General features: G+C 73.4%; 19 protein-coding genes. 10 read left to right on the top strand and 9 right to left on the bottom strand.

Translation table 11 applies throughout. The annotated features are described in order from the left end of the window. Nucleotides 1-155: 155 nt before the first annotated feature. Both HQQ78_RS05965 and HQQ78_RS05960 read right to left on the bottom strand, forming a co-directional pair. Nucleotides 156-815, bottom strand: coding sequence for a GNAT family N-acetyltransferase (locus tag HQQ78_RS05965; RefSeq protein WP_123570613.1), 660 nt, complete (start codon nucleotides 813-815; stop codon nucleotides 156-158). Nucleotides 816-856: 41 nt separating this feature from the next. Next, nucleotides 857-1,141: a hypothetical protein gene (locus tag HQQ78_RS05960; protein ID WP_043595140.1), complete on the bottom strand. Its 285-nt coding sequence runs from the start codon at nucleotides 1,139-1,141 to the stop codon at nucleotides 857-859. 155 nt (nucleotides 1,142-1,296) lie between these two features. Here HQQ78_RS05960 and HQQ78_RS05955 point away from each other — a divergent pair, with 155 nt between their 5' ends. From HQQ78_RS05955 to HQQ78_RS05945, 3 genes are all read left to right on the top strand, one after another. After that, nucleotides 1,297-1,632, top strand: coding sequence for a hypothetical protein (locus HQQ78_RS05955; protein ID WP_123570612.1), 336 nt, complete (start codon nucleotides 1,297-1,299; stop codon nucleotides 1,630-1,632). Between the two features lie 112 nt (nucleotides 1,633-1,744). Next, nucleotides 1,745-3,136: an LCP family protein gene (locus HQQ78_RS05950; protein ID WP_173151554.1), complete on the top strand. Its 1,392-nt coding sequence runs from the start codon at nucleotides 1,745-1,747 to the stop codon at nucleotides 3,134-3,136. Nucleotides 3,137-3,266: 130 nt separating this feature from the next. Continuing rightward, complete coding sequence (locus HQQ78_RS05945; protein WP_173151552.1) at nucleotides 3,267-6,740, top strand: SdrD B-like domain-containing protein; 3,474 nt, start codon at nucleotides 3,267-3,269, stop codon at nucleotides 6,738-6,740. A gap of 60 nt (nucleotides 6,741-6,800) precedes the next feature. Here HQQ78_RS05945 and HQQ78_RS05940 read toward each other — a convergent pair whose 3' ends face one another. The 4 genes from HQQ78_RS05940 to HQQ78_RS05925 all read right to left on the bottom strand — a co-directional run bounded on the left by HQQ78_RS05940 (nucleotide 6,801) and on the right by HQQ78_RS05925 (nucleotide 11,230). After that, complete coding sequence (locus HQQ78_RS05940) at nucleotides 6,801-7,784, bottom strand: alpha/beta hydrolase (RefSeq protein ID WP_371740369.1); 984 nt, start codon at nucleotides 7,782-7,784, stop codon at nucleotides 6,801-6,803. Further along, complete coding sequence (locus HQQ78_RS05935; protein WP_371740368.1) at nucleotides 7,777-9,354, bottom strand: MFS transporter; 1,578 nt, start codon at nucleotides 9,352-9,354, stop codon at nucleotides 7,777-7,779. Before HQQ78_RS05935 ends, HQQ78_RS05940 begins: the two co-directional genes overlap by 8 nt. 142 nt (nucleotides 9,355-9,496) lie before the next feature. Beyond that, nucleotides 9,497-10,507 carry a helix-turn-helix domain-containing protein gene (locus tag HQQ78_RS16350; RefSeq protein ID WP_173151550.1) on the bottom strand — a complete coding sequence of 337 codons (1,011 nt, stop codon included), beginning with the start codon at nucleotides 10,505-10,507 and terminating at the stop codon, nucleotides 9,497-9,499. 252 nt (nucleotides 10,508-10,759) lie between these two features. Then, entirely contained in the window at nucleotides 10,760-11,230 is a 471-nt protein-coding gene (locus HQQ78_RS05925) for a GNAT family N-acetyltransferase (RefSeq protein WP_173151548.1), read from the bottom strand. 51 nt (nucleotides 11,231-11,281) lie between these two features. On the opposite strand from HQQ78_RS05925, the gene HQQ78_RS05920 reads away from it, so the two are divergent. Next, on the top strand, nucleotides 11,282-11,878 hold the full coding sequence (locus HQQ78_RS05920) for a TetR/AcrR family transcriptional regulator (protein WP_173151546.1): 597 nt from the start codon (nucleotides 11,282-11,284) through the stop codon (nucleotides 11,876-11,878). Between the two features lie 4 nt (nucleotides 11,879-11,882). On the opposite strand, the gene HQQ78_RS05915 is transcribed toward HQQ78_RS05920, so the two are convergent. After that, nucleotides 11,883-12,533 (bottom strand): NAD(P)-dependent oxidoreductase, encoded by a 651-nt coding sequence (locus HQQ78_RS05915; RefSeq protein ID WP_173151544.1) that lies wholly within the window; start codon nucleotides 12,531-12,533, stop codon nucleotides 11,883-11,885. Nucleotides 12,534-12,595: 62 nt separating this feature from the next. On the opposite strand from HQQ78_RS05915, the gene HQQ78_RS05910 reads away from it, so the two are divergent. The 4 genes from HQQ78_RS05910 (at nucleotide 12,596) to HQQ78_RS05895 (ending at nucleotide 16,967) form a co-directional block, all read left to right on the top strand. After that, nucleotides 12,596-13,198: a TetR/AcrR family transcriptional regulator gene (locus HQQ78_RS05910; protein WP_173151542.1), complete on the top strand. Its 603-nt coding sequence runs from the start codon at nucleotides 12,596-12,598 to the stop codon at nucleotides 13,196-13,198. A 75-nt stretch (nucleotides 13,199-13,273) separates the two neighbouring features. Then, complete coding sequence (locus HQQ78_RS05905; protein WP_173151540.1) at nucleotides 13,274-14,506, top strand: DUF2254 domain-containing protein; 1,233 nt, start codon at nucleotides 13,274-13,276, stop codon at nucleotides 14,504-14,506. Between the two features lie 717 nt (nucleotides 14,507-15,223). Beyond that, the gene (locus HQQ78_RS05900; protein ID WP_143048573.1) at nucleotides 15,224-15,655 is read left to right on the top strand and encodes a translesion error-prone DNA polymerase V autoproteolytic subunit; all 432 of its coding nucleotides are present in this window, start codon (nucleotides 15,224-15,226) and stop codon (nucleotides 15,653-15,655) included. Further along, nucleotides 15,648-16,967 (top strand): Y-family DNA polymerase, encoded by a 1,320-nt coding sequence (locus HQQ78_RS05895; RefSeq protein ID WP_056046762.1) that lies wholly within the window; start codon nucleotides 15,648-15,650, stop codon nucleotides 16,965-16,967. The genes HQQ78_RS05900 and HQQ78_RS05895 overlap by 8 nt, the downstream gene beginning before the upstream one ends. Here the strand turns inward: HQQ78_RS05895 and HQQ78_RS05890 are convergent. Together HQQ78_RS05890 and HQQ78_RS05885 are read right to left on the bottom strand one after the other, a co-directional pair. After that, nucleotides 16,954-18,354 carry an MFS transporter gene (locus HQQ78_RS05890; RefSeq protein ID WP_173151538.1) on the bottom strand — a complete coding sequence of 467 codons (1,401 nt, stop codon included), beginning with the start codon at nucleotides 18,352-18,354 and terminating at the stop codon, nucleotides 16,954-16,956. The genes HQQ78_RS05895 and HQQ78_RS05890 overlap by 14 nt on opposite strands. After that, entirely contained in the window at nucleotides 18,351-18,884 is a 534-nt protein-coding gene (locus HQQ78_RS05885) for a transcriptional regulator (RefSeq protein WP_173151536.1), read from the bottom strand. The genes HQQ78_RS05890 and HQQ78_RS05885 overlap by 4 nt, the downstream gene beginning before the upstream one ends. A gap of 348 nt (nucleotides 18,885-19,232) precedes the next feature. Here HQQ78_RS05885 and HQQ78_RS05880 point away from each other — a divergent pair, with 348 nt between their 5' ends. Next, a complete protein-coding gene (locus HQQ78_RS05880; RefSeq protein WP_173151534.1) occupies nucleotides 19,233-20,162 on the top strand; it encodes an acetamidase/formamidase family protein in 930 nt (309 codons plus the stop codon). A gap of 225 nt (nucleotides 20,163-20,387) precedes the next feature. Then, nucleotides 20,388-20,957: a manganese efflux pump MntP family protein gene (locus HQQ78_RS05875; RefSeq protein WP_173151532.1), complete on the top strand. Its 570-nt coding sequence runs from the start codon at nucleotides 20,388-20,390 to the stop codon at nucleotides 20,955-20,957. Nucleotides 20,958-20,964: the final 7 nt, after the last annotated feature.

Below are 20,964 nucleotides of genomic sequence, written 5' to 3'. Positions count from 1 at the left end.
GCCCCGGGCTGACCCGCCCCGAGTCGCCGGGCCGAGTAGCCCGCCCCGAGTCACGGGCCGGGATCGCACCGCCGACTGAGCATCGCACCGTCGAAGTGGGCGGTGCGACGTCCAGTCGGCGGTGCGACGCCACCCCGCGGTGGCGCAAACGACTCTCAGCGCAGGGCCGTCTCGTCGAGGCCCAGCGCCCGTCGCGCCTCCGGCGCCCCGTCGACGTGCGTCGTCCACGACGGACGCACGAACGAGTCGCGTTCGAGCAGCAGGTGCTGGTCGATTTCGGCTTGGCCTCTCGGTGCGACCCGCGACACACCGTTGTCGACGTATCCGAGTCGCCGGGAGACGCCGAGCGACGCGGCGTTCCACTCGGCGGCGCTCGACGTCGCGACCTCGGCGCGGAGGTGGTCGAAAGCGAAGGTCAGCGCCGCGGCGCGCATCTCGGTGCCGAGGCCCTGACCGTGGGCCGAAGCGGTCAGCCATGAGCCCGTCTCTACGGTACGGAGGGTTGTGAACCGGCGGGCGACCAGGTCTTGCATCCCGATCGGGACCCCGTCACGACGGGCGACCAGGTTGAGGGACCAGGACTCAGGGGTGAGTGCGGCGCGTTGGCGCCATTGGTGCCGGGCCAGTCCCGCCGTGAGTTCGTCGTCGGGCAGGTCGGTCCACGGCTCCGAGAACGGCATGCGGGCGGGGTCGTGGATGCCGGCCCTTGCCGCCTCGACGAGGCCGGGCAGATCGTCGTCCCGCAGCACCCGGAGTTCGAGACGCGGGGTGCGCAGGCACAACCGGAACAGGGGCCAGACGTCGACGAGGTCCATCGCCCGAGCCTAGTGAGCCGCGGAGGCGCGGCGCGGCCGGGTCAGTCGAGCGTGCCCTGGTCGGACGACTTCTTGTGGGCGATGGCGTCGCGTTCGGCGGCGAGGGACGCGACGGTGGCCGGGTCGAGGGCGTCGTAGTCGACGAACGGGTCGGGCTGGCCCGTCTTGTCGGCGACGACCGCCGAGTAGGCCGAGACGGCGAGTCGCAGCTTGGCGGTCGCCCGACCGGCACGCTTGCTCGACAGCGGTTTCTCTTGCATGACCTTGCGGTGGTGGTCGAGCGCCTCGACGAGGTCGCGGTGGGCCGTCTTGAGCTTTTTCGCCATGTGACGATCATGCCCACCCGGGGCCGATCTGCCAACACGGTCGTGGCCGCGGGGGACCGGCCGGGGGACAAGCCGCCGCGGGGGAGGAAGCGAGACCCGGGTGCTTTCACAGCGGGCGGCCACACTGCCGTAACCTCCCGGGCGGACCATCAGGCATGATCTCGCTGACCGGAGTGATCCGCCCCACCGACGAGGTGGCCGTGCTGCACGTCGTCGAGCAGAAGCTCCGGCGGCACTTCCCGGCGTTGAGCGCCGCGTCCGAGGTGCTCGTGCTGCAGGCCTGGGGCCTGCCGGTCCGCGTCACCGAGCAGTTGGCGCGGCTGCGGCTCGACGTCGTCGTGGGCGACCAGGACGAGGCGGCCACGTTCCGCGACACGGTCGGCGCCGAGTTGCGTGGCTGGTCGGGGTCGGGGTCCGGCTCCCTGAGGGTCGACTGGACCGAGGACGTCCTCCCCGCCGTCGCGCCGGCCACGCTCGGCGAGACCGCCTGACCGCGACGGCCGGGGACGACGACGGCGCGACCTCCGGGGTTTCCCGGCCCGCGCCTCCTATGCTTCGTCCCGACGAGGGTCTCCCGAGCCCTCTCTCGCCGAGGGGGCGCGCATGACCGACGACGGACGCACCGAGCGGGCCCCCGACGGCCACGACGACCCCGCCGATCGAGGAGGCGCGGTGCGGCAGGGCGGGATCGCCCGCCACGGTCGCCTCCGCCGTGGGCACCCCGTGGCGTTCGCGGCGAAGGTGACGGCGGCCGCGCTGGCCGTGGTCCTCGTCAGCACGACCTCGATCGCGGCCATCGCCACGTGGCAGGTGCTGCAGGGCGCGAGGCCCACGGTGCAGCTCGCCGGACCCGACGGGTCGTCCGCCTCGCCGGTGCCGCAGCTGACGGCGCAGACCGGTGAGGTGAACCTGCTGCTGATCGGCACCGACACCCGCGAGGGGCTGGGCACCGGGTTCGACGACGCCGCCAACCAGCAGGCCAGCTCGGGGGCGGGCAAGAACGACTCCACGGTGCTCGTGCACATCTCCGAGGACCACACGAACATGGCGGTCGTGAGCTTCCCGCGCGACCTCATCGTGCCGATGCCGGCCTGCCCGAACGACGACGGCACGGTCAGCCCGGCGACCTCGGGCGCGATGCTGAACACCGCGCTGGGACGTGGCGGACCGAAGAACGGGCTGTCGTGCGTGGCCCAGACGATCGGACAGCTGACCGGATTGCAGATCGACTACGCGGGATCGATCACGTTCGAGGGGGTCGTGTCGATGGCCGACGCCATCGGCGGCGTCGAGGTGTGCCTGGCGACGCCGATCCGCGACACCGAGGTCCAGCCCGCGCTCGACCTCCCGGCCGGCACGCGGACGTTGTCGGGGGCCGAGGCCGGAGCCTTCCTCCGCTCGCGCTACGGGGTCGGCGACTCGAGCGACCTCGGGCGGATCAGCAACCAACAGACGTTCCTCTCGGCGCTGGCCCGGCAGACGGTGTCGGCGGGGACGCTGACCGACCCGACCAAGGTGTTGGCGATCGCGAGGGTGGCGTTCGCGAACATGACGCTGAGCGACACGCTGGCCGACGCGTCGACCCTCGCCAAGCTCGCCCTCGCCGTGAACACGGTCGGGCTGTCGAACATGGTCTTCGTGCAGTACCCGGCGGTGGACGACCCCGCCGACCGCAACCGCGTGCTGGTCGACGAGTCGGCGGCCGCGGTGCTGGACGACGCCCTGCAGCGCAACCTGCCGCTGACCCTCTCGGCGGACAGCCTCGGACGGTCGGCGGTGCTCGACCCGGCCGCCCCGGCCGCGCCGGGTGTGTCGGCGTCTCCGTCCACGGGTGCCGGGGGCGAGCCGTCGGGCGAGGCGACCGACGGGGCGGTCGACGTCGTCCCGGGCGCCGGAGCGACCCCGGCGCCGACGCCCGCACCGACCTCGGCGGCCCTGCCCGGGAACGTCTCGGGCCAGTCCGCCGACCAGGTCACCTGCGCCAAGCGCGACTGACGAGGGGTCGAGCCACCTTCTTCCGGGGGTTCCCCCTGCCTTCGACGCGCCCTAACATGGCAACCGACATGTGAACTCGGACATGTCACCTTCCGGGTGGCGTGTCGACGATCGGCGAAGGGGCCACACGATGAAGACGACCACATCGATCCGAGGGGTCGGTGCGACGGTGGCCCTGGCCATGGTCACCGCGGCCTTCGCGGCGACACCGGCCGCGGCGACACCGGCTGCGGCGACACCGGCTGCGGCGACACCGGCCGCGGCGACACCGGCTGCCGCGGCACCGGCCGCGGCGACGCCCACCGCCGCGGAGCCGGCTGCTCCGACGTCGGCCGCGGCTACCGCCGCCTCGACCGCGACCGTCGACCTCGACATCGAACGCCGCGCCGACGGCAGCGGCCCCTTCACGCCCGCCGAGGGCCCCGGTGCCGACGCCGGCGCCTCCAACGGCATCGTCCGCACCTTCGACGCCATCACCTACCGCGTCACCGTCAGCGCCAACGGCGGCTCGGTGACGAACGAGCGGTTCACCGTGACCGCACCCGACGGCACCACGTGGGCCGGGATGCCGAACACCTGCGAGGTCGACGGCTCCGCGATCGTCGGCCCCGAACTCACCTGCAACGTCGGCACCGTCGGCGAGGGGCAGGTCCTCGCGACCCCGGTCGTCCTGACCATCGACTCCCGGGCCGGCGGCGGCACGGTCGCCATCACGGGCACCGTGACCGGTGACGGCGTCGCCGAACCGGCAGGGCCCGTCACATCCGTGGCGACGACGGTCTCCGCGGCACCGCGCTTCGACCTCGCGAAATCCGTCGCGAACTCCACCTTCCACCCCGGTGTCGTCGGCCCCGACGGAACGGAGGGGACGGTCCTCCAGTACCCCGTGACCGTCGCGTGGGAGCCCGTGGTCCCCGGGCAGGGGCTCCTCGGCTACGAACGCTCGAGCGGCACCTTCACCTTCCAGGACGACGTCTCCCGGATGTTCGGCGACCTGCCGTCCCCCGCGGTCCTCGTCGGCCACGACGGGCGGGCCGCCTGCGGGCTCAACGACGGGCGCACCTTCCCGGTCCTCCCCGGCGGCAGCGGGGGGAGGTCCACGACGGTGCTGCACTCCGGCCGCTTCGAGTGCACGCAGTCCGCTCCGGGGCAGCCCGTCGAGGTGACCATCACGGGCACCGACACCGACATCACCCCGTCGAGGGGCATCCCCTCGCAGAGCGCCACCGGCCAGCCGATCCAGGGGGGCGTCAAGCCCTACGTGATCAGCGGGTACATCAGCATCTGGGTTCCCGCCCTCGATGCCGGCCAGTCCCTCATCGCGACCAACACCTTCACCCCGCTGCAGACGACGGGCATCAGCGGTTCGTCCAACTTCCCGGGCTCGACCGAGCCGCTGGCGAACAACTCGGTCGACCGCAACCTGTCGTTCTTCGTCCCGGGAGGGGGCTTCAAGCACCTCGGCCAGACCCGGGCGGACGGCTCCACCGCCGTCGGCTCCGCGAAGTCGGGAGACCCCTACGTCACCCCCGGGACGCGCCTCCGCTCCCAGGTCTCCCTCGCGAACAGGGGCGTCTCGGATTACGTCGGAGCGATCGCCTGCGACGTCTACGACAACCGCTTCCAACAGCTGACGACGCTGTTCGGCGAGCACGCCACCACCAACGGCTGGAACGAGGGCGTCCGCATCGAGTACGCGGCGTTCTCCTTCACGGACCCCACCGTCGGTCGGGACGCCACGTGCGACGACTCCGACGGTCCCTGGTACGACAGCCCCGACGACGTGCCCGGCGGTGTCGACGCGATCGGGAAGATCCGCGCCGTCGGGACGGTCGCCGGTGGGCGGGCCGGCAACCTCTTCAGCTACTTCGAGGTGCAGGCCGCCCCGAACGACACCCGCGTCCACGACTTCGGCTCGTTCTTCGACGGCACGAGCGCCTGGGTCCACGACACGGCGCCCGCGGCCAACGGTGTCGGGCCGCTGGCCGACAGCGTCATCGTCACGCAGGTCAGGGCCCGGGTCGTGAAGAAGGTCGTCGACCCCGGCACCACCGCCGTGACCACCCCCGACAAGACCGCGTTCGTCGTCGCCGGCACGAGCATGGACTACGCCCTCTACCCGACGCTGACGAACGCGACGGAGGGGGGCCGCCCCCAGGTCCTCACCGTGACGGACGTCCTGCCCGCGCACACGACGTACCAGCGTGGCTCGAGCTCCCTCGAACCGACGAGCGTCGAGACCACGACGATCGACGGTGAGCTCCACGAGACGATCGTCTGGACCCTCGAGGACGTCGTCCCCAACCGTCCGATCGCGCCCCTCACGTACCGGCTCGACGTGTCCGGGACGGCCCCGCCGGGGTCCGTGAACAACACCGCCCACGTCGCCGCCGACGACGACCTGTCGCCCGAAGGGCTCCGCACGGCACTCCGAGGCGTCCGCGTCGAGTCCTCGAGCGGCATCGGCGTCCAGAAGACCGCGGAGGAGCCCACCGTCGTCGTCGGCGACGACCTCGTCTGGACGCTCGAGTACCGCAACACCGACTCCGTCCCCATCGCGGCCGTCGACCTGATCGACGTCCTGCCCACCGTCGGGGCCAGCGGGGGGCAGGTCGAACTCGCCGCCCCGGTCGAGGTCGACCCCGACGCCGGTGAACGCGTCCGCTACACCACCGCTGCCCCGGGCGGCATCTCCTTGGACGGCGACGACCCGAGCAACGCCCCCGGGGGCGACACCGCCTGGTTCGACGCGTCCCGCATCGGGACGGGCGGCGACCAGGTGGCGCTCGAGGACGTCACCGCCGTCCGCATCCAGCGGACCACGGCCGTCGACGTCGGCGAGGTCGTCACGCACGACCTGACCGCGACGACGACGGAGGCACGTGACGGGGACGTCGTCACCAACCGCTTCGGCCTCCGCGCGACGAACCTCGCGCTCGCCGCGTTCTCGAACCGGGCCGCCATCACCGTCGTCGCCGGAGCCGTCGGCGACCGCGTGTGGGACGACGCGGACGCCGACGGGCTCCAGGGGCCTGCCGAGGCCGGCATCCCGTTCCTCCCGGTGACCCTCACCGGCACCGACGACCGGGGCCGTCGGGTCGAGCGGCGCACCACGACCGACGTCGCGGGCACGTACGTCTTCGACGGGCTCCGCCCGGGGGAGTACACCGTCGCCTTCTCCTCGCTGCTCGACCGGGCCTGGACCGCACGCCACCAGGGAGACGACGACACCGTCGACTCCGACGCCGGGCTCGACGGAACCGCGACGGTGGCGCTCTCGACCGTCCTCGAGGGGGACGAGCTCGTCGGGGTCGACCGGGACCTCGGCATCGACGCGGGCCTCCTGCCGGCCGTCGACCCGGGGGAGCCGGTCGATCCCGGTGTGCCGGTCGACCCGGGTGCCCCGGTCGACCCGGAGGCACCCGTCGATGCCGTCGGTGCCGCGGGCACGACCTCGGACCCGTCGACCGGGCCCGGAGCGTCACGGGGTGACCGTCTGCTCGCCTTCACGGGCAGCGAACCGGCCGTCCTCGGCATCGCGGTGCTCGGCCTCCTCGGTCTCGGTGCGCTCCTCGCCCTCGCCGCGCGGCGGCGGGACTCCTGAGCGTGTCCCGTCGCCGCCGCGGCGCCCCCTGATCGTGACCGGGCTCCATCTCGGCCTCGATCAGGCGGCAGAGCCGAGGAGGCGCCCGGTCCAGTCCCGCAGGGCCGCGACGGCTCGGCGCGACAGGGTCGCCTGCGGCAGCATGCTCGCCGACCCGTGGAAGGCCCCCGGCCACACGTGGAGCTCGGCCTGCACCCCGGCCGCCCAGAGCGCCCCCGCGTAGGCGATGGCCTCGTCGCGGAACACCTCAGCGCTGCCGCAGTCGACGTAGGCCGGTGGCAGGTCCGCGAGGTCGGCCGCGCGGCCGGGAGCGGCGTAGATCGACACGCCGTCGTCGTCACCACGACGGTCGCCGAGGTAGGCGTCCCAGCCGAACCGGGTCATCTCCCGGTCGGCGACGCCCACCCCGTCGAACTGCCGGGCGGAGACGGTCGCGTCGCGGTCGTCGAGCATGGGGCTGACGAGCACCTGCCCGAGAAGGGCCGTGCCGCGTCGATCACGGGCCAGGAGCGCGGTGCCCGCGGCGAGCCCGCCCCCGGCGCTCTGACCGACGACGACCACGCGGTCGGGGTCGACGCCGAGCTCGTCGGCGTGCTCGGCGACCCAGACGAGACCGGCGTAGCAGTCCTCGACCGGGTAGGGGTCGGGGTGCTCGGGCGCGAGGCGGTAGTCCGGGCTGACGAGGACGACGTCGTGCACGAGCAGCCAGTCGTCGTACGAGTCGAGGTTGCCGAGGTGGTGGCCGAACATCATGCCGCCCCCGTGGATCGCGTAGGCGCAGGCCGCCGGCCCGGTGCGGCCGATCCGCTGGACGACCGCGAGGTCGATCGGGTCGCCGAGGTGCCCGGGGACGGTGATGCTGCGCCTCTCGAGACCGCGGGCGTGCAGTCCTTCGTCGAGCTGCGCCTCCGTCGTCTCGAGCTGTCGCATCCGCGGCAGCATCCCGGTCTCGAGGCGGAACCGACCGCGGGCGTCCATCGCCTCCAGGAAGGGCGCGAACTCGGGGTCGAACGGCGGACGGGGCAGGGCGGTGGTGTCAGGCACGGGAGGTCTCCTCGGTGGTGGTGGTCGAACGGGTCGGGGTAGAGAGCGGTTCGGGGGCCGGTTCGGTGCGGCCGGGGTCGCCGCGGCCGGGGTCGGCGCGGCCGCGGTCGGTCCTGCCGTCGGCGGCCCGCGCACGGGTCGTCCCGACCGCGACCAGCGCGGCGGCGACGACGGCGAGCCCGAGGCCCGCGACCGTCAGGGCGTCCTGGAACGTGGCCAGACGTGCGGCCGTCCAGGCGGTCGAGGTGATGCTGCCGCCGACGAGCATGGCGACGACCGTCCCGGCCGCGGTGACGGCGGCACCGCTCGCGAGCTCGCTCGACGTGTCGACCAGGGCGGCACCGACCGAGGTGCGGTCGGCGGGCAGGCCGGTGAGCACCGAGGCGCCCGCGACGACCCCGACCACGCGCATCCCCGCCGCGACCAGCACGAGCGCGACGAGCACCCACACGTACCCGTGGCGACCCAGGGCGCCGAAGACCGCGAGGCCCGCGACGACCGACGCCGCGCTGATCCCCGCCGCCCGGGCCAGACCGACCCGCCGGACGAACGGCCCGACGAGGCGCCCGCCGGCGAGCAGCACGACGACCTGCGGAAGCGTCCCCACGGCGGCCAGGGCCGGCGGCCAGCCCCAGGCGAACTGCAGCTGGAGCGTCACCAGGTACGAGAGCCCGGCGACGGCGAGGCCCGACGCCGCCTTGAACGCGAGGCCGCTCGACACCAACGGACGGGCGAGCAGCGAGAGGTCGACCACCGGGTGCCGGGCGGACCGCTCCCGGGCCACGAACCCGACGGCGCCGACGACGGTCACGGCGACGCCGAGCCACCCCCACCCGGAGGTGCCACCCGACTCCACGAGGACGGTCGGCGTCACGAGTGCGGTGGACACGGTCGCCGTGCCGAGCAGCGCTCCGGCGACGTCGACCGGGTCGCGTCGGAGCCCCGCGGGGTCGTCCCGGGCGACACCGAGCCCGATGCCGACCAGGGCCAGGACGGCGATCGGCGCGTCGGCGAGCAGCAGCACCTGCCACGGGGCGACGGCCAGCACGAACCCGCCGACCGTCGGTCCGACGGCGAGGCCGACGAGCCCCGCGGTCGAGATGACGGTCAGCGCGCGGACGCGCAGGCCCTCGTCGTCGAAGAGGCGGAACGCCAGCGCCATCGACCCCGGTGTGGTCATCGCGGCCGCGACCCCCATGAGCACGCGGACGGCGACGAGTTCCCCGGTCGTCGTGACCGCCGCGGTGGCGAGGCTCGCCGCGGCCAGCAGGACGAGTCCCGTCATCATCACGCGGCGGCGGCCGACGCGGTCGGCGACGGCGCCGAACAGCAGCATGAGCCCGCCGAAGGCGACCGAGTAGGCGGCGGACACCCACTGCAGGCCCGTCGTCGAGGCGTCCAGCTCGCGGCCGATCGTCGGCAGCGCGACGTTCAGCACCGAGTTGTCGAGCATCTCGAACAGGAACACCGCGGACAACCCGGCGAGGGCGATCCAGGCGTCCGAGAGGCGAGGAGGCGCGTCGCCGGTGCGGAGGCCGGCGCGGCGGATGAGGTGGGGGCTGGGCGACACGAGGGCGCACTCCTTCGAGGGAAGAAGTGGCGGATCGTCCGATGCCGCGTGCGGGTGCGTCGCGGATCGCGACGCCTTTTACCTCAGTGAGGGAGACGATACACCGACCGCCGGCGATGACGGAACCCGCGCCTCCGACCGCTCAGCGCGCGAGGGTGTCCTTCGGGTGCTCGCCGAAGCGGGCCAGGTACGCGGCCGAGAACCGGCCCATGTTCCCGAAGCCCCAGCGGCCGGCGACCTCTGAGACAAGGGTCGTCCCCGGGTCGCCCGCGACGAGGTCCTGGCGCACCCGGTCGAGGCGGACGTGTCTCAGGTACTTCGACGGACTGGAGCCCAGGTGCTCGTTCATCAGTTGCTGCAGGGTCCGGGTGTGCATGCCGGCTGCCGTGGCGATGTCCGCCGACGAGATCGCCTGATCGGCGTAGGCGTGGACGTACTCGGCGGCGAGTCGCAGGCGTTTCGTCCGCTCGGTGCGCAGGGTGTCGGGGACGTCGACCGCTCGCCACGGGAACACGTCCAGCAGCGTCCTGACGATCGCCGTCTGGGCGCCGTGGCGGGCGAGGGGAGGGGTCCGCGGGTCGACGATCGTCGGGGTGGCGGCGCCGAGGGTGCGCTGCCAGGCGGCGAGGGCGACGTCGCTCGGCACGGCGGCGTAGTCGAAGACGATCCGTTGCGCCGGCCCGCCGTGGCGTTCGGTGGCGACCTCCTCGAAGAAGGCGCCGTCGATGTGGACGATGCCGTGCCGGTGGGGCGTCATGACGAACGAGAACGACGTCTCGGTCGGGGTCAGGAATGGCCGGGTGCCCACGCTGGTGAGTTGCCCGGTGGGGTGGTCGATGGTCACGGACCCCTGCTGGAACCAGGACACGACGTAGTCCCGGGACCACGGGATCGTGCCCTGCAGGTGACCGGTGAAGGTGCCGGTCTGCAGGGCCAGACGGGCGTCGCCGGCGGAGGCGAAGCGGAACGCGAACGGCTCCGAGTCGACGCGGGCACGGAAGTCCCGGCCGGCGAGGACCGTCTGCAGACTGTCGCGCGCCTCCTCGACGTCGTCGCTCGACCAGGCGTCCCGGCGGAATTCGTCGGGTGCGCGCTCGTCCGGTGCGCGCTCGTCGGGCGCCGGTCCGGTCGCGGGCATGTAGGTGCTGGGCACGGTGATCTCCTGGTCCTCCTCTCCGGGTCGCACGCTGGTGGGACGTGGCCTCAGCAATGGGGACGAGGGTCGAGCAGGTTTCGTCACGAATTGCCGACGGGAGGTCTGACGGACACGATGCCGCATCCACCGGCGGCTGTCCCTACCCCAGAAGACGTGCCCCGCCCCGTGGGGGATGCCCCGCCGCGGGTCGGGAGGGCGCCTGCGGGTCGGCAGGGCGCCTGCGGGTCGACGGGGTGCCGCGGCCGCGGCTCAGACGTCGCGGGCGAAGCAGACCGACTCGGCCGACCCGGCGTACGAGCCGAAGAGCGGGATGCTCTCGTAGCCCTCGCGTTCGTAGAAACGGATGGCGTCCGGCTGGAGGATGCCCGTCTCGAGCACGATCCGGCGGGAGCCCAGGTCGCGTGCGGCGTCCTCGAGGGCTCGGAGGACGGCGGTCGCGACCCCCGATCCCCGCGCCTCGGGCGAGACGTACATGCGTTTGACCTCGACCGTGGCCGGGCCGACCACCGTGTCGGCGAGAGGGCGCAGGCCACCGCAGGCGATCGGCCGGCCGTCGTCCGTGCGGGCGACGAGGAACACCGGGACGTCGGCCGCCGACGGCGGCGTGCCCGGCTCGTGGTCGTCGCTGCCGTACCGGGCGTCGAGTTCGACCCGCTGTGCGCGGCGGAGGCCGTCGGCGTCGGGGTGGTCGAAGGGGGTCCGGGTGATCGTCCAGCGCATGGGTCGTCCTTTCGTGACAACCGTTACGGTAACATGCGTTACGATCACGGGATGAGCAGGACGCGTGACGTGGACGACACCCGGAGGCGTCTCTCGGACGCCGTGTTCACGACCCTCGCCGAGCGCGGGCCGACGGGGCTCACCCTCCGCGCGGTCGCCGAACGGGCGGGCTGCACCACGGGCCTCGTCCTGCACACCTTCCGGGACAAGCAGGCCCTGCTGCTCCACGCCCGGGACGTGCTCCACGAGCGCACCCGCGAGCGCTCGGACGCGCTCGAGGGCGGTGCCGGCGACGCGACGGCCGCCGTACGCGCCGTCGTCCTGGGCACCCTGCCGACCGACGACGAGCGCCTCGCCGAGGCCCGCGTGTGGGTCGGCTTCCTGGCCGCGGCGCTCGACGATCCCGTCCTGGCCGAGCGGCACGCCCTCGCCAGCCGCGCCTTCGCCGACCGTCTGACGCGACTGCTCGAGGTCGGTGATCCCGGGGGCCACGACGAGGCGGGCACCCGGGCGGCGGCACTCGTCGCGGCGGTGGAGGGGGTCTCGAGCCTGGCGACCGGCGACCCCGGCCGCTGGACCGCGGCGCGCCAGGTGCAGGCTCTCGAGGTCGTCCTCGCCGCCGCCCTGCGGACCAGCGCCCCGCGGTAGCCGATCAGCCGCGCCGGTAGCGGCTGCCGTCGCAGGTGTGGACGGCCGAATCGTCGAAGAGCAGCCGCAGGTCGTAGGCGGCGCAGTCGGCGAACGTGCCGATGCTGATGAACGAGGAGGAGCGGTGCAGTTCGCCCTTGGACGGGCCGTCGGAGCCGATGCCGGCCCGGTGGACCATCCACTCGACGTCGCGGGCGTCCTGGTCGAGGTAGCGCATGACGGCCTCGTTGTCCTCGTGCTGCCCGATGTACGCGCGGGCGATCGTGCTGCGGACGATCCGCAGCACCGGTGCGAGGGGCTTGCCCGGTTCCGCGCTCAGGCCCCCGGCCTGGTACAGGAGTCGTCGCGTGCCGCTGCGGCGCATGGCGGGGACGAGCGCTCGGACGAAGGTCGCGTTCACCTGCCGCTCGCGCTGGGCGGCCGCGTCCCCGACCATCATCACGACGGCGTCGACGCCGCCGAGCAGGGCGTCGAGGTCGAGGTCGTCGTCGAGGGAGCCCTGGACGACCTCGAGGTCGTCGTGCTCGATCGCGAGCTTGCCGGGCGTCCGCGCGAGAGCGCGGAGTCGATGCCCGGCGTCGAGTGCCAGTCGCGTGAAGTGCTGCCCGGTCTGCCCCGTGGCGCCGAGCACGAGAAGGGTGCGTGGAGTCGTCATGGCCTAAATCTAGGCGGTGTCTAGTATCTAGTCAATGACTAGTCGGGGATTAGGATCGAAGCATGACGCAGCGGCCCTTCCACCACGGGAACCTCCGCGCGGTGCTGCTGGACGAGGCGATCGAGGTCGTGCGCGAGTCCGGCGTCGACGGCCTCTCGCTCCGCGACCTCGCCCGTCGGGCCGGGGTCAGTCACGGTGCCCCCCGGAGCCACTTCGTCGATCGGCAGGCGCTGCTCGACGCGCTCGCCGGAGCCGGGTTCGAGCGGCTCACCACCGGGGTCCGACGCGCGCTCGACGGCGGGGGAGGTCGGACGGAACGCCTTCATCGCGTCGCCCGGGCCTACGTCGACTTCGCCGTCGACGATGCCGCGCTGATGGAGCTCATGTTCCAGACCAAGGTGACGACGAAGCCCGAGGCCGTGCACGAGGCGGCGGTCACCCTCTTCGCCGTCCTCGACGGAGCCCTGGGGCCGACGGAGTCCGAGGCGTCCGGCGACGAGTCGCGGGACCACTTCAAGATGCTCTTCGCGGCGACGATGCAGGGCATCGCCTCGCTGGTCGCCTCCGGCCGCATCGAGCGCTCCCTCGGGGACCGCCTGGTGGACACGGCCATGGACACGATGCTCGACTCCGACCTCGGACGACGGGTGGTCACGACCCGCTGATCGGCGGGGGCGTCGGTCGCGGCGTCCTCCTCCTCGGGCGGTGCGCGGCGGGAGGCACCGTCTACGCTCGGCGGCATGCTGTCGTTGACCCGCGTGCGGGAGTCGTTCTGGTTCCTGCCCGCCGTGTTCGGGCTCGTCGCCGTCGTCCTCGCCGAGGTGCTGGTGACGGTCGACCGGTCCCTGCCGACGACGGTGACCGAGGGGCTGCCGCTGCTGGGTGCCCTCAGCGCCTCCGGGGGACGGTCGTTGCTGTCGGGCATCGGGACGTCCATGCTGACCGTGGCCGGGACGTCGTTCTCGATCACGATCTCGGTGCTCGCCACGACGTCGTCGACCTACGGCCCGCGACTCGTCCGCAACTTCATGGCCGACCGTGCCAACCAGTTCGTGCTGGCGACCTTCACCTCGACCTTCCTCTACTGCATCGTCGTGATGCGCACCGTCCACACCGAGGTCGACGACACCAGCGCGTTCGTCCCGGTGATCGCCGTCCACGTCGCGGTCCTGCTCAGCGTGTTCGACGTGGGGGTGCTGGTCTTCTTCATCCACCACATCGCCGGTTCGGTGCAGATCACCTCGTTGCAGGCGCGCGTGCTCGACGACCTCCGGGCCGTGACCGACGTCGTCTACCCCACGAGCCCCGCCGACGACGTCAGCCTGGAGGCGCGGGCCCGGTCCTCGGCGGACGATCCGCTCCCGGCCGACGCGGCCGTCGTCCGTGCCGACGCCGACGGCTACGTGCAGACCGTCGCGTGGGAGGCGCTCCGACGCGTCGCCGTGCGTGACGGCCTCGTCGTCGACGTCGTCGCGATGCCCGGCCGGTACGTGATCGTGGGGGACCCGCTCGCGGTGACCAGCGCCTCCCCGGGGTCCGACACGGTCCGTGAACTGCGACGGGCGACCACCCTGGGGCCCGCCCGGACGCCTCACCAGGACGTCGGGTTCGCCCTGCAGCAACTCGTCGAGATCGCCGTGCGCGGTCTCGCCTCGGGGAGCAACGACCCGTACACCGCGGTGAGCGCGCTCGACATGTCGGCCGGAGTGCTCGTCCCGCTGTGGCGTCGGGGCGAGCCCGTCACGGCGCTGCTGGACGACCGGGGTGCACCCGCCGTCCTCGTCACGTGGCCGTCCGTGGAGGCGCTCGTCGACTCGCTGTTCCACACCGTCCGCACCTACGCCCCCGACCAACCGGCCGTGCTGGCGGCCGCGCTGCGCCTCGTCGAGCGGCTCGACGAGGTGGCCCCGTCGGCCCGCGCCGGTCGACTGGTCGATCACGGGACCGCCCTCCGGGACGCCCTCGCCGGCTGAGGGTCCCGCCGCCGACGACCGCACGCGTCTGCGTGCCGCGGGCGGGGCTCGGCAGTGCGGACGTGCACGTCGCGTCGGGACCGTGCCGCGCGCTCGTGCGCCGTGCGCCGTGCGCTCGTGTCGTCGCGCACTCGTGTCGGCAACTCCGGGCTGGTGCCGCAGCGCCGAATCCCGGGCCCGGAGTCCCGGGGCTCGCGCAGCTCGGTGCGACACCAGGCAGGAATTGCCCGCACCGCGAGGCGACGCGCAGGGCGGGTTGAGCGGGGTGCCGGGGTGGCGGCGGGGCGTGCCGGGGGTGCGGGCGGGCTCGGCTCCGGTCGGGACCGCGCGTCACCACGATCCGCGTCGGCAACTCCGGGACGGTGCCGCAGCGCGAATCCCCGGGCCCGGAGGCTCGGGGCCGCCGCGGAACGTCGCAGCACGAGGCAGGAGTTGCCGACCACGCGGCGGATGGGCGGTCGGGCGACGGGGTGGCCGAAGGAATCGGGGCGGGACGTCGTGCCGGTGGCGCGGCACTCGTGGGGTCGGCGGTCGCGGTGGGGCGGCACGCTCGGGGTCGGCGGTCGCGGTGGGGCGGCCGTCCCGGCGCGGAGCGCGGTGTCGGTGGTCTGACGTAGCGTCCTCGGTGGGAGGCGTGATGAGAGATCACCGGCAGTCGTCCGTGCGAACCGGCGTGCGCCTCCTCGGCGACCCCCGTGCCGGGTGCGAGGGCACACGGTGACCGCCGTCATCGGCCCCGTCGGGGGCGACGAACGTCCCGACCACCTGTTGCCGCAGCAGGCCGCCGAAGCCGTCCACGCCGGTTTCCCCTCCCCGGCGCAGGGCTACTACAACGGGCCGGTCGACCTCAACCGGCACCTGATGCGCGACCCCACCGCGACGTTCCTGGTGCGGGTCAGCGGCGACAGCATGACCGGCGCCGGCATCTTCGACGGTGACGAGCTCGTCGTCGACCGGGGGCTCGACGCCCACGACGGCCACGTGGTCGTCGCGGTCGTCAACGCCGAGCTCACCGTCAAGCGCCTCTCGTACCGGCAGGGGCGGATGGTGCTCAGCCCCGAGAACCCGGCCTACCCCGAGATCGTGCTGTCCGAGCTCGACGAGGCGACGATCTGGGGCGTCGTGACGAGGTGCCTGCACCGTGTCTGAGTCCGCTACGACATCCAGGTCGACCGCGTCCGAGCGCAGCGTCGCCATCGTCGACGCCAACAACTTCTACGTGTCGTGCGAGCGCGTCTTCAACCCGGCCCTCGAGGGGCGGCCGGTGGTCGTGCTGTCGAACAACGACGGCTGCGTCATCGCCCGTTCGCAAGAGGCGAAGGCGCTGAACGTCGACATGGCGGCACCGTGGCACAGCATCGCCCCGATCGCGGCGATGCAGGGAGTGGTCGCGGTGTCGAGCAACTACGAGCTCTACGGCGACATGTCGGCGCGGTCGGCCGAGATCCTGAGTCGGTACACCAGCGACCAAGAGGTGTACTCGATCGACGAGTCGTTCATCGAGCTGACCGGTTCGCTCGACGACACGATCGCCCAGGCCCGCGAGATCCGCCGCGCCCTGCGCAAGCTCATCGGGCTGCCCGTCAGCATCGGCATCGCGCCGACCAAGACCCTGGCCAAACTCGCCAACCGGGGGTCCAAACAGAACGCCGCCCTCGCCGGCGTCTGCCACCTGGGCAGCTACGCCCCCGAGCAGCAGACGGCCATCCTCGCGAGCGTCGACGTCGGCGACGTCTGGGGCATCGGTCGCCGCACGGCGAAGAAGCTCGCGCCGCTCGGCATCCACACCGCGGCCGACCTCCGCGACGCCGACGCGGCCCGCATCCGCACGCGCTTCGGCGTCGTGCAGGCCCGGGTGGTCCACGAGCTACGAGGCGTCGACTGCCTGCCGATCGAGCAGGTGCAGCCCGACCGTGAGCAGATCTACCACTCGCGGTCGTTCGCGGTGCCCATCACGACCGTCACCGAGCTCGAAGAGGTCCTGTCGGTCTACACGCAGCGAGCCGCGGCCCGGTTGCGCGGGCAGGGGTCGTTGACGCGCATGATGCGCTGCTTCACCGCGACCTCGCCGTTCTCCGACAGCGCCGCCCACACGAACCACTCGGTGTCGGTGGCGTTCCCCGAGCCCACCGACGACGCCGCCCTGCTGTACCGCTCGGCCATCGCCGCCCTCGGGCCGCAGCTCGAACCCGGCAAGCGCTACGTCCGGGCGGGCGTCACCCTGATGGAGCTCACCCCGCGCGACGAACACGCGAGCCTCGACGTCTTCGGCGAGGCCGACGCGGCACCGCCCGCCTACGGCGCCGTCATCGACCGCATCGCCGGCAAGTTCGGCGAGGACACCCTGGGGCTCGGCATCGCGGGTCTCCGCCACCGTCGCGGGTGGTCGATGAAGCGCGACATGGTGTCGCCCCGCGCCACCACCCACTGGGACGAGTTGGCGACCGTCAGGGCTCGGTGACCCGTGGGCGCACCTCGTCGGTCGTCAGTCGGCGGACGCCCGGCGTCGACACGGCCGCGAGGGTCGCCGCCACGATGATCGCGGCGCAGACGAGCAGCGTCGGACGCGTGCCGACGTACTGCGCCGCCGGCCCCGCGAACACCTCGCCGAGCGGCACGGCCACGAACGAGCCGACCATGTCGTACGAGTAGACCCGGGCCAGGGAGGCGCGGGGCACGTGGCTCTGCAACGACTGGTCCCACGAGATGGCGAAGATCTCGAGGGCGACGCCGCCCAACAGGAAGGCCACCACCAGCGCGGGCACCACCGGAGCCAGTCCGAGCGTCGCCACCGGCACCGCCGTGACGGCCATCAGCCCCACGCCCACGGCGAGGCCGTGCCGGGGCCGCCAGCGCAGGGCGACGACGGCTCCGAGGCCGAGGCCGACCGTCTGGGCCGCGACGACCAGCCCCCAGGCCGCCCGCCCGAACGACCCGTCCGCCACGACGGGGCCCAACACCGTCGTGGCCCCCACGAACGCGGCGTTCAGCACCGCGAACTGCGCCACCACGATCCAGACCCACGAGCGCCGGGTGAACTCCTGCCACCCCTCGCGCAGGTCGGCGATCACCGACGAGCCCGAGCCCGAGCCCGAGCCCGGGCCCGAGCCCGGGCCCGAGCCCGGGCCCGAGCCAGCGCCCGCCCCCGCGCCCGCGCCCGCCCCCGAGCCCGCCCCTGCGCCTGCGCCCGCGTCCGCCCCGCCGCTCGGCGGGGTGGCGGACCGGACGGGCAGCCGCAGCCGCGAGTACAGCACGCCCGCGAGGGCGAAGCCCGCCGCGTCAACGCCGAGGCCCCAGCCCGGACCGACCACCGCCACGATCCCCGCCCCCGCCGACGCCCCGACGACGCTGCCGCCGTTGAGGCCGAGGCGCAGCAGTGCGTTGGCGGGCCGCAGCAGGACGTCGGGCACCGTCTCGGGCACGAGGGCCGCCGCCGCGGGCAGACTCACGGCCGCGACCGCCCCGTTCAGCACGCTCAGCACGACGAGCAGCGGGATCGTCGCCGACCCCGTGATGACGAGAGAGGCGACGACGGCCTGCGTCCCGGCGGCGGCGAGCGACGTCCCGACGAGCACGACGTCTCGCCGCAGCCGGTCGGCGATCACGCCGCCGACGAGCAGCACCGCGACGTTGGCGATCGACCGGGCCGCGACGACCAGGCCGAGGTCGGCCGCCGACCCGGTCAGGTCGAGCACGGCGAACGCGAGGGCGATCGGGGCGACGGCGTTGCCGAGCACGCCCGTCGTCCGAGCCGCGAGCAGCCAGCGGAACGGGCCGTGGGCGAGGGGACCCCGGCGGTCGTGAGGGGCCCGGGGGGCCCAGGAGGCGCCTCCTGCGTCCCCGGTCACGGTCGCCTCATCGGGAACAGGGCGGCCGTCATCGACACCGGGTTCGTGCCGGGCGTCCGGGGGCGCTGCGCGGCCGCGTGCAGGAGGGCCGAGGCGTGACCCACGTGGCGTACGACCCGCTGCCAGGTCTCGGGGTCGACCCAGAGCTCGGCGTCGGTCGAGATCTGGGGGCCTTCCGCCCGCCGCGGGGAGCGGCGACGCAGCTCGTCGGCCAGGGCGTCGACGTAGCGGGCGCGTTCGGCGTCGGTGTCGTCGTCGGTCCCGTCGACGGAGGGCGGGACGACGGGGAACGGCTGCGCCGACGACAGGTGCCGGTAGCGCTTGGCCTCGCCGCCGCGGATACTGACCACCTCGACGACCTCGACGAGACCCACGCGCTCGAGCACGCGCAGGTGGTAGCTCGCCGTCGCCTGCGACAGCCCGAGCTCGCGACCGGCCTCGGCGGCGCTCATCGCGACGCCGGTCAGGAGCGACAGGAGGCGCAGGCGGATCGGGTGGGCCGTGGCGCGGAGTTCGTCGAGTGCGGACATGCGGCCATCGTGCAGGCCGACGCGTCCGACCGTCAAACGGGTCTTTGGGGGTCGGCTACAACACCTCGTGCCGGATGGTCGACGACCTCCGTCCGGGTGAGGGACGCCGAGGGGGTTCGCGCTACTTCGAGGTCGCGAGCCCCACGAGAGCGGCCGAGATGAGGCCGGCGCCGACGACCGAGATGGCGATGATGAGGACGTGGAAGAACAGGACCATGGGGGCGTCGGTCTCTCTGTGAGCAGGTGGGGCGGGGTCTGGGCGGAACAGGGCTCCATCGTACCGACGGCCCCTGGGCGCGGCACGTCCGGCGGGGCGTCGGTGTCGGCGTCGCGGCCTACGCTCGGACGATGACGACCCACCGCCTCGACCCCCGCACCGACACCGCCCACGAGGTCTTCTCGCGCGACCACGCCCCCGTGCTGACGATCGACCCCGGTGACACGGTCGTCGTGCGCTCGCTCGACGCCTCGGGCCACCTCGAGCCGCAGACCGTGCCCGGCGAGGTCACCCCGTACCTGTTCCCGACGCGGCGGGGTCACGCCCTGACCGGTCCGATCGCCGTCCGCGGGGCACGGCCGGGCGACATGCTCCAGCTCGACCTGCTCGCGCTCACCCCCGACGACTGGGGCTTCACGGTCGCCGCGGCCGCCGACACCCCGATCACCCGCCACCTCGGCCTGGTCGACGCCGAGGCCGCCTGGCTGCTCTGGAGCATCGACCGCGACGCCGGCACGGCCACCGAGAGCCTGGGCCTGCGTCGACCGATCGCGCCCTTCCTCGGCGTCATGGGACTCGCCCCCGCCGAGGCCGGAGAGCACTCGACAATCCCGCCCCGCACCTCCGTGGGCGGCAACATCGACTGCCGTGACCTCGTCGCGGGCACGACCCTCTGGCTGCCGGTGGCGGTCGACGACGCCCTGCTCTACCTCGGCGACGGGCACGCGGCCCAGGGCGACGGCGAGGTCGGGGGCACCGCGATCGAGACCGGCATGACGACGGAGGCGCGGGTCGGCCTCGCCACGGACCGCCCGCTCTCGACGATCCACGCCGAGACCCCCGAGGCGCGCATCACCTTCGGCTTCGACGCCGACCTCAACGTCGCCAGCGGCGACGCGCTCGCCGCGATGGTCGAGTGGATGCGTCAGCTCTACTCGCTCGACGCCGCCACGGCGCTGGCCTTCGCCAGCACGGTCGTCGACCTGCGCGTCACCCAGGTCGCCAACCGCACCTGGGGCGTGCACGCCGTGCTGCCCCGCGACGTGCTCGTCCCCGCCTGAGCCGCGCCGCGCCTCCTGATCCGCGCCGCGCCTCATGACCGTCGGCCGGGGAAGGCGTTCGGCGCGCGACGCCCCGCGCGACGGTTCGCCGACACCACGGATTCGGCGCGCCGAATACCTCTGATCAGGGCTTTTCCGGCCGAGGAGGCGCGTCGGGCATGGCAGGATCGTCAGGTTCCGAGACAGCGGTGTCTCCACCCGACCGTCTCGAAAGGCGCTGCCCCCATGTCGCTCTGGGCTCTCTTCCTCATCGCGCTGGGCGTGTCCGCCGACGCCTTCGCCGTCGCCCTCGGCAAGGGCCTGCACATGACGCGGTTCAACGCTCGTCATGCCGTCGTCATCGCCGTGACGTTCGGCGCGTTCCAGGCGTTGATGCCGCTGCTGGGCTGGCTGCTCGGCTCGACGTTCGCGCAGTACATCGCGCCGTTCGACCACTGGGTCGCCTTCGGACTGCTCGCCCTGATCGGCGGCAAGATGCTCTACGAGGCGTTCTCGTCGGGCGAGGACGACGAGAAGGACACCGACCGGCTGAACCTCCGCGAACTCGCCGTGCTCGCGATCGCCACGAGCATCGACGCCCTCGCGGTCGGGGTGACCCTGGCGTTCCTGCCGGTCTCGATCGGCTGGGCGATCCTGCTGATCGGTGTGACCACCACCGTCCTGACCTTCGTCGGCGTGCTCGTCGGGCGCCGGGTGGGTGCGAGGTTCGGCAAGCCGGCCGAGATCGCCGGTGGCGTGATCCTCATCCTCATCGGCGTGAACATCGTGCTCGAGCACACCGGCGTCCTCGGCTGAGTCCTGC

The organism is Frigoribacterium sp. VKM Ac-2859 (assembly GCF_013204925.1).
Taxonomy (GTDB): Bacteria; Actinomycetota; Actinomycetes; order Actinomycetales; family Microbacteriaceae; genus Frigoribacterium.
Note: the sequence above shows the minus strand (reverse complement) of the source record. Positions and strands in the feature narration are given on the sequence as shown.

Coding starts and splice junctions, on each gene's coding strand:
- HQQ78_RS05905 (WP_173151540.1), top strand. CDS start 13,274: ATGCTGTCGTTGACCCGCGTGCGGGAGTCGTTCTGGTTCCTGCCCGCC.
- HQQ78_RS05880 (WP_173151534.1), top strand. CDS start 19,233: ATGACGACCCACCGCCTCGACCCCCGCACCGACACCGCCCACGAGGTC.
- HQQ78_RS05955 (WP_123570612.1), top strand. CDS start 1,297: ATGATCTCGCTGACCGGAGTGATCCGCCCCACCGACGAGGTGGCCGTG.
- HQQ78_RS05925 (WP_173151548.1), bottom strand. CDS start 11,230: ATGCGCTGGACGATCACCCGGACCCCCTTCGACCACCCCGACGCCGAC.
- HQQ78_RS05950 (WP_173151554.1), top strand. CDS start 1,745: ATGACCGACGACGGACGCACCGAGCGGGCCCCCGACGGCCACGACGAC.
- HQQ78_RS05945 (WP_173151552.1), top strand. CDS start 3,267: ATGAAGACGACCACATCGATCCGAGGGGTCGGTGCGACGGTGGCCCTG.
- HQQ78_RS05965 (WP_123570613.1), bottom strand. CDS start 815: ATGGACCTCGTCGACGTCTGGCCCCTGTTCCGGTTGTGCCTGCGCACC.
- HQQ78_RS05915 (WP_173151544.1), bottom strand. CDS start 12,533: ATGACGACTCCACGCACCCTTCTCGTGCTCGGCGCCACGGGGCAGACC.
- HQQ78_RS05960 (WP_043595140.1), bottom strand. CDS start 1,141: ATGGCGAAAAAGCTCAAGACGGCCCACCGCGACCTCGTCGAGGCGCTC.
- HQQ78_RS05910 (WP_173151542.1), top strand. CDS start 12,596: ATGACGCAGCGGCCCTTCCACCACGGGAACCTCCGCGCGGTGCTGCTG.
- HQQ78_RS05920 (WP_173151546.1), top strand. CDS start 11,282: ATGAGCAGGACGCGTGACGTGGACGACACCCGGAGGCGTCTCTCGGAC.
- HQQ78_RS05885 (WP_173151536.1), bottom strand. CDS start 18,884: ATGTCCGCACTCGACGAACTCCGCGCCACGGCCCACCCGATCCGCCTG.
- HQQ78_RS05875 (WP_173151532.1), top strand. CDS start 20,388: ATGTCGCTCTGGGCTCTCTTCCTCATCGCGCTGGGCGTGTCCGCCGAC.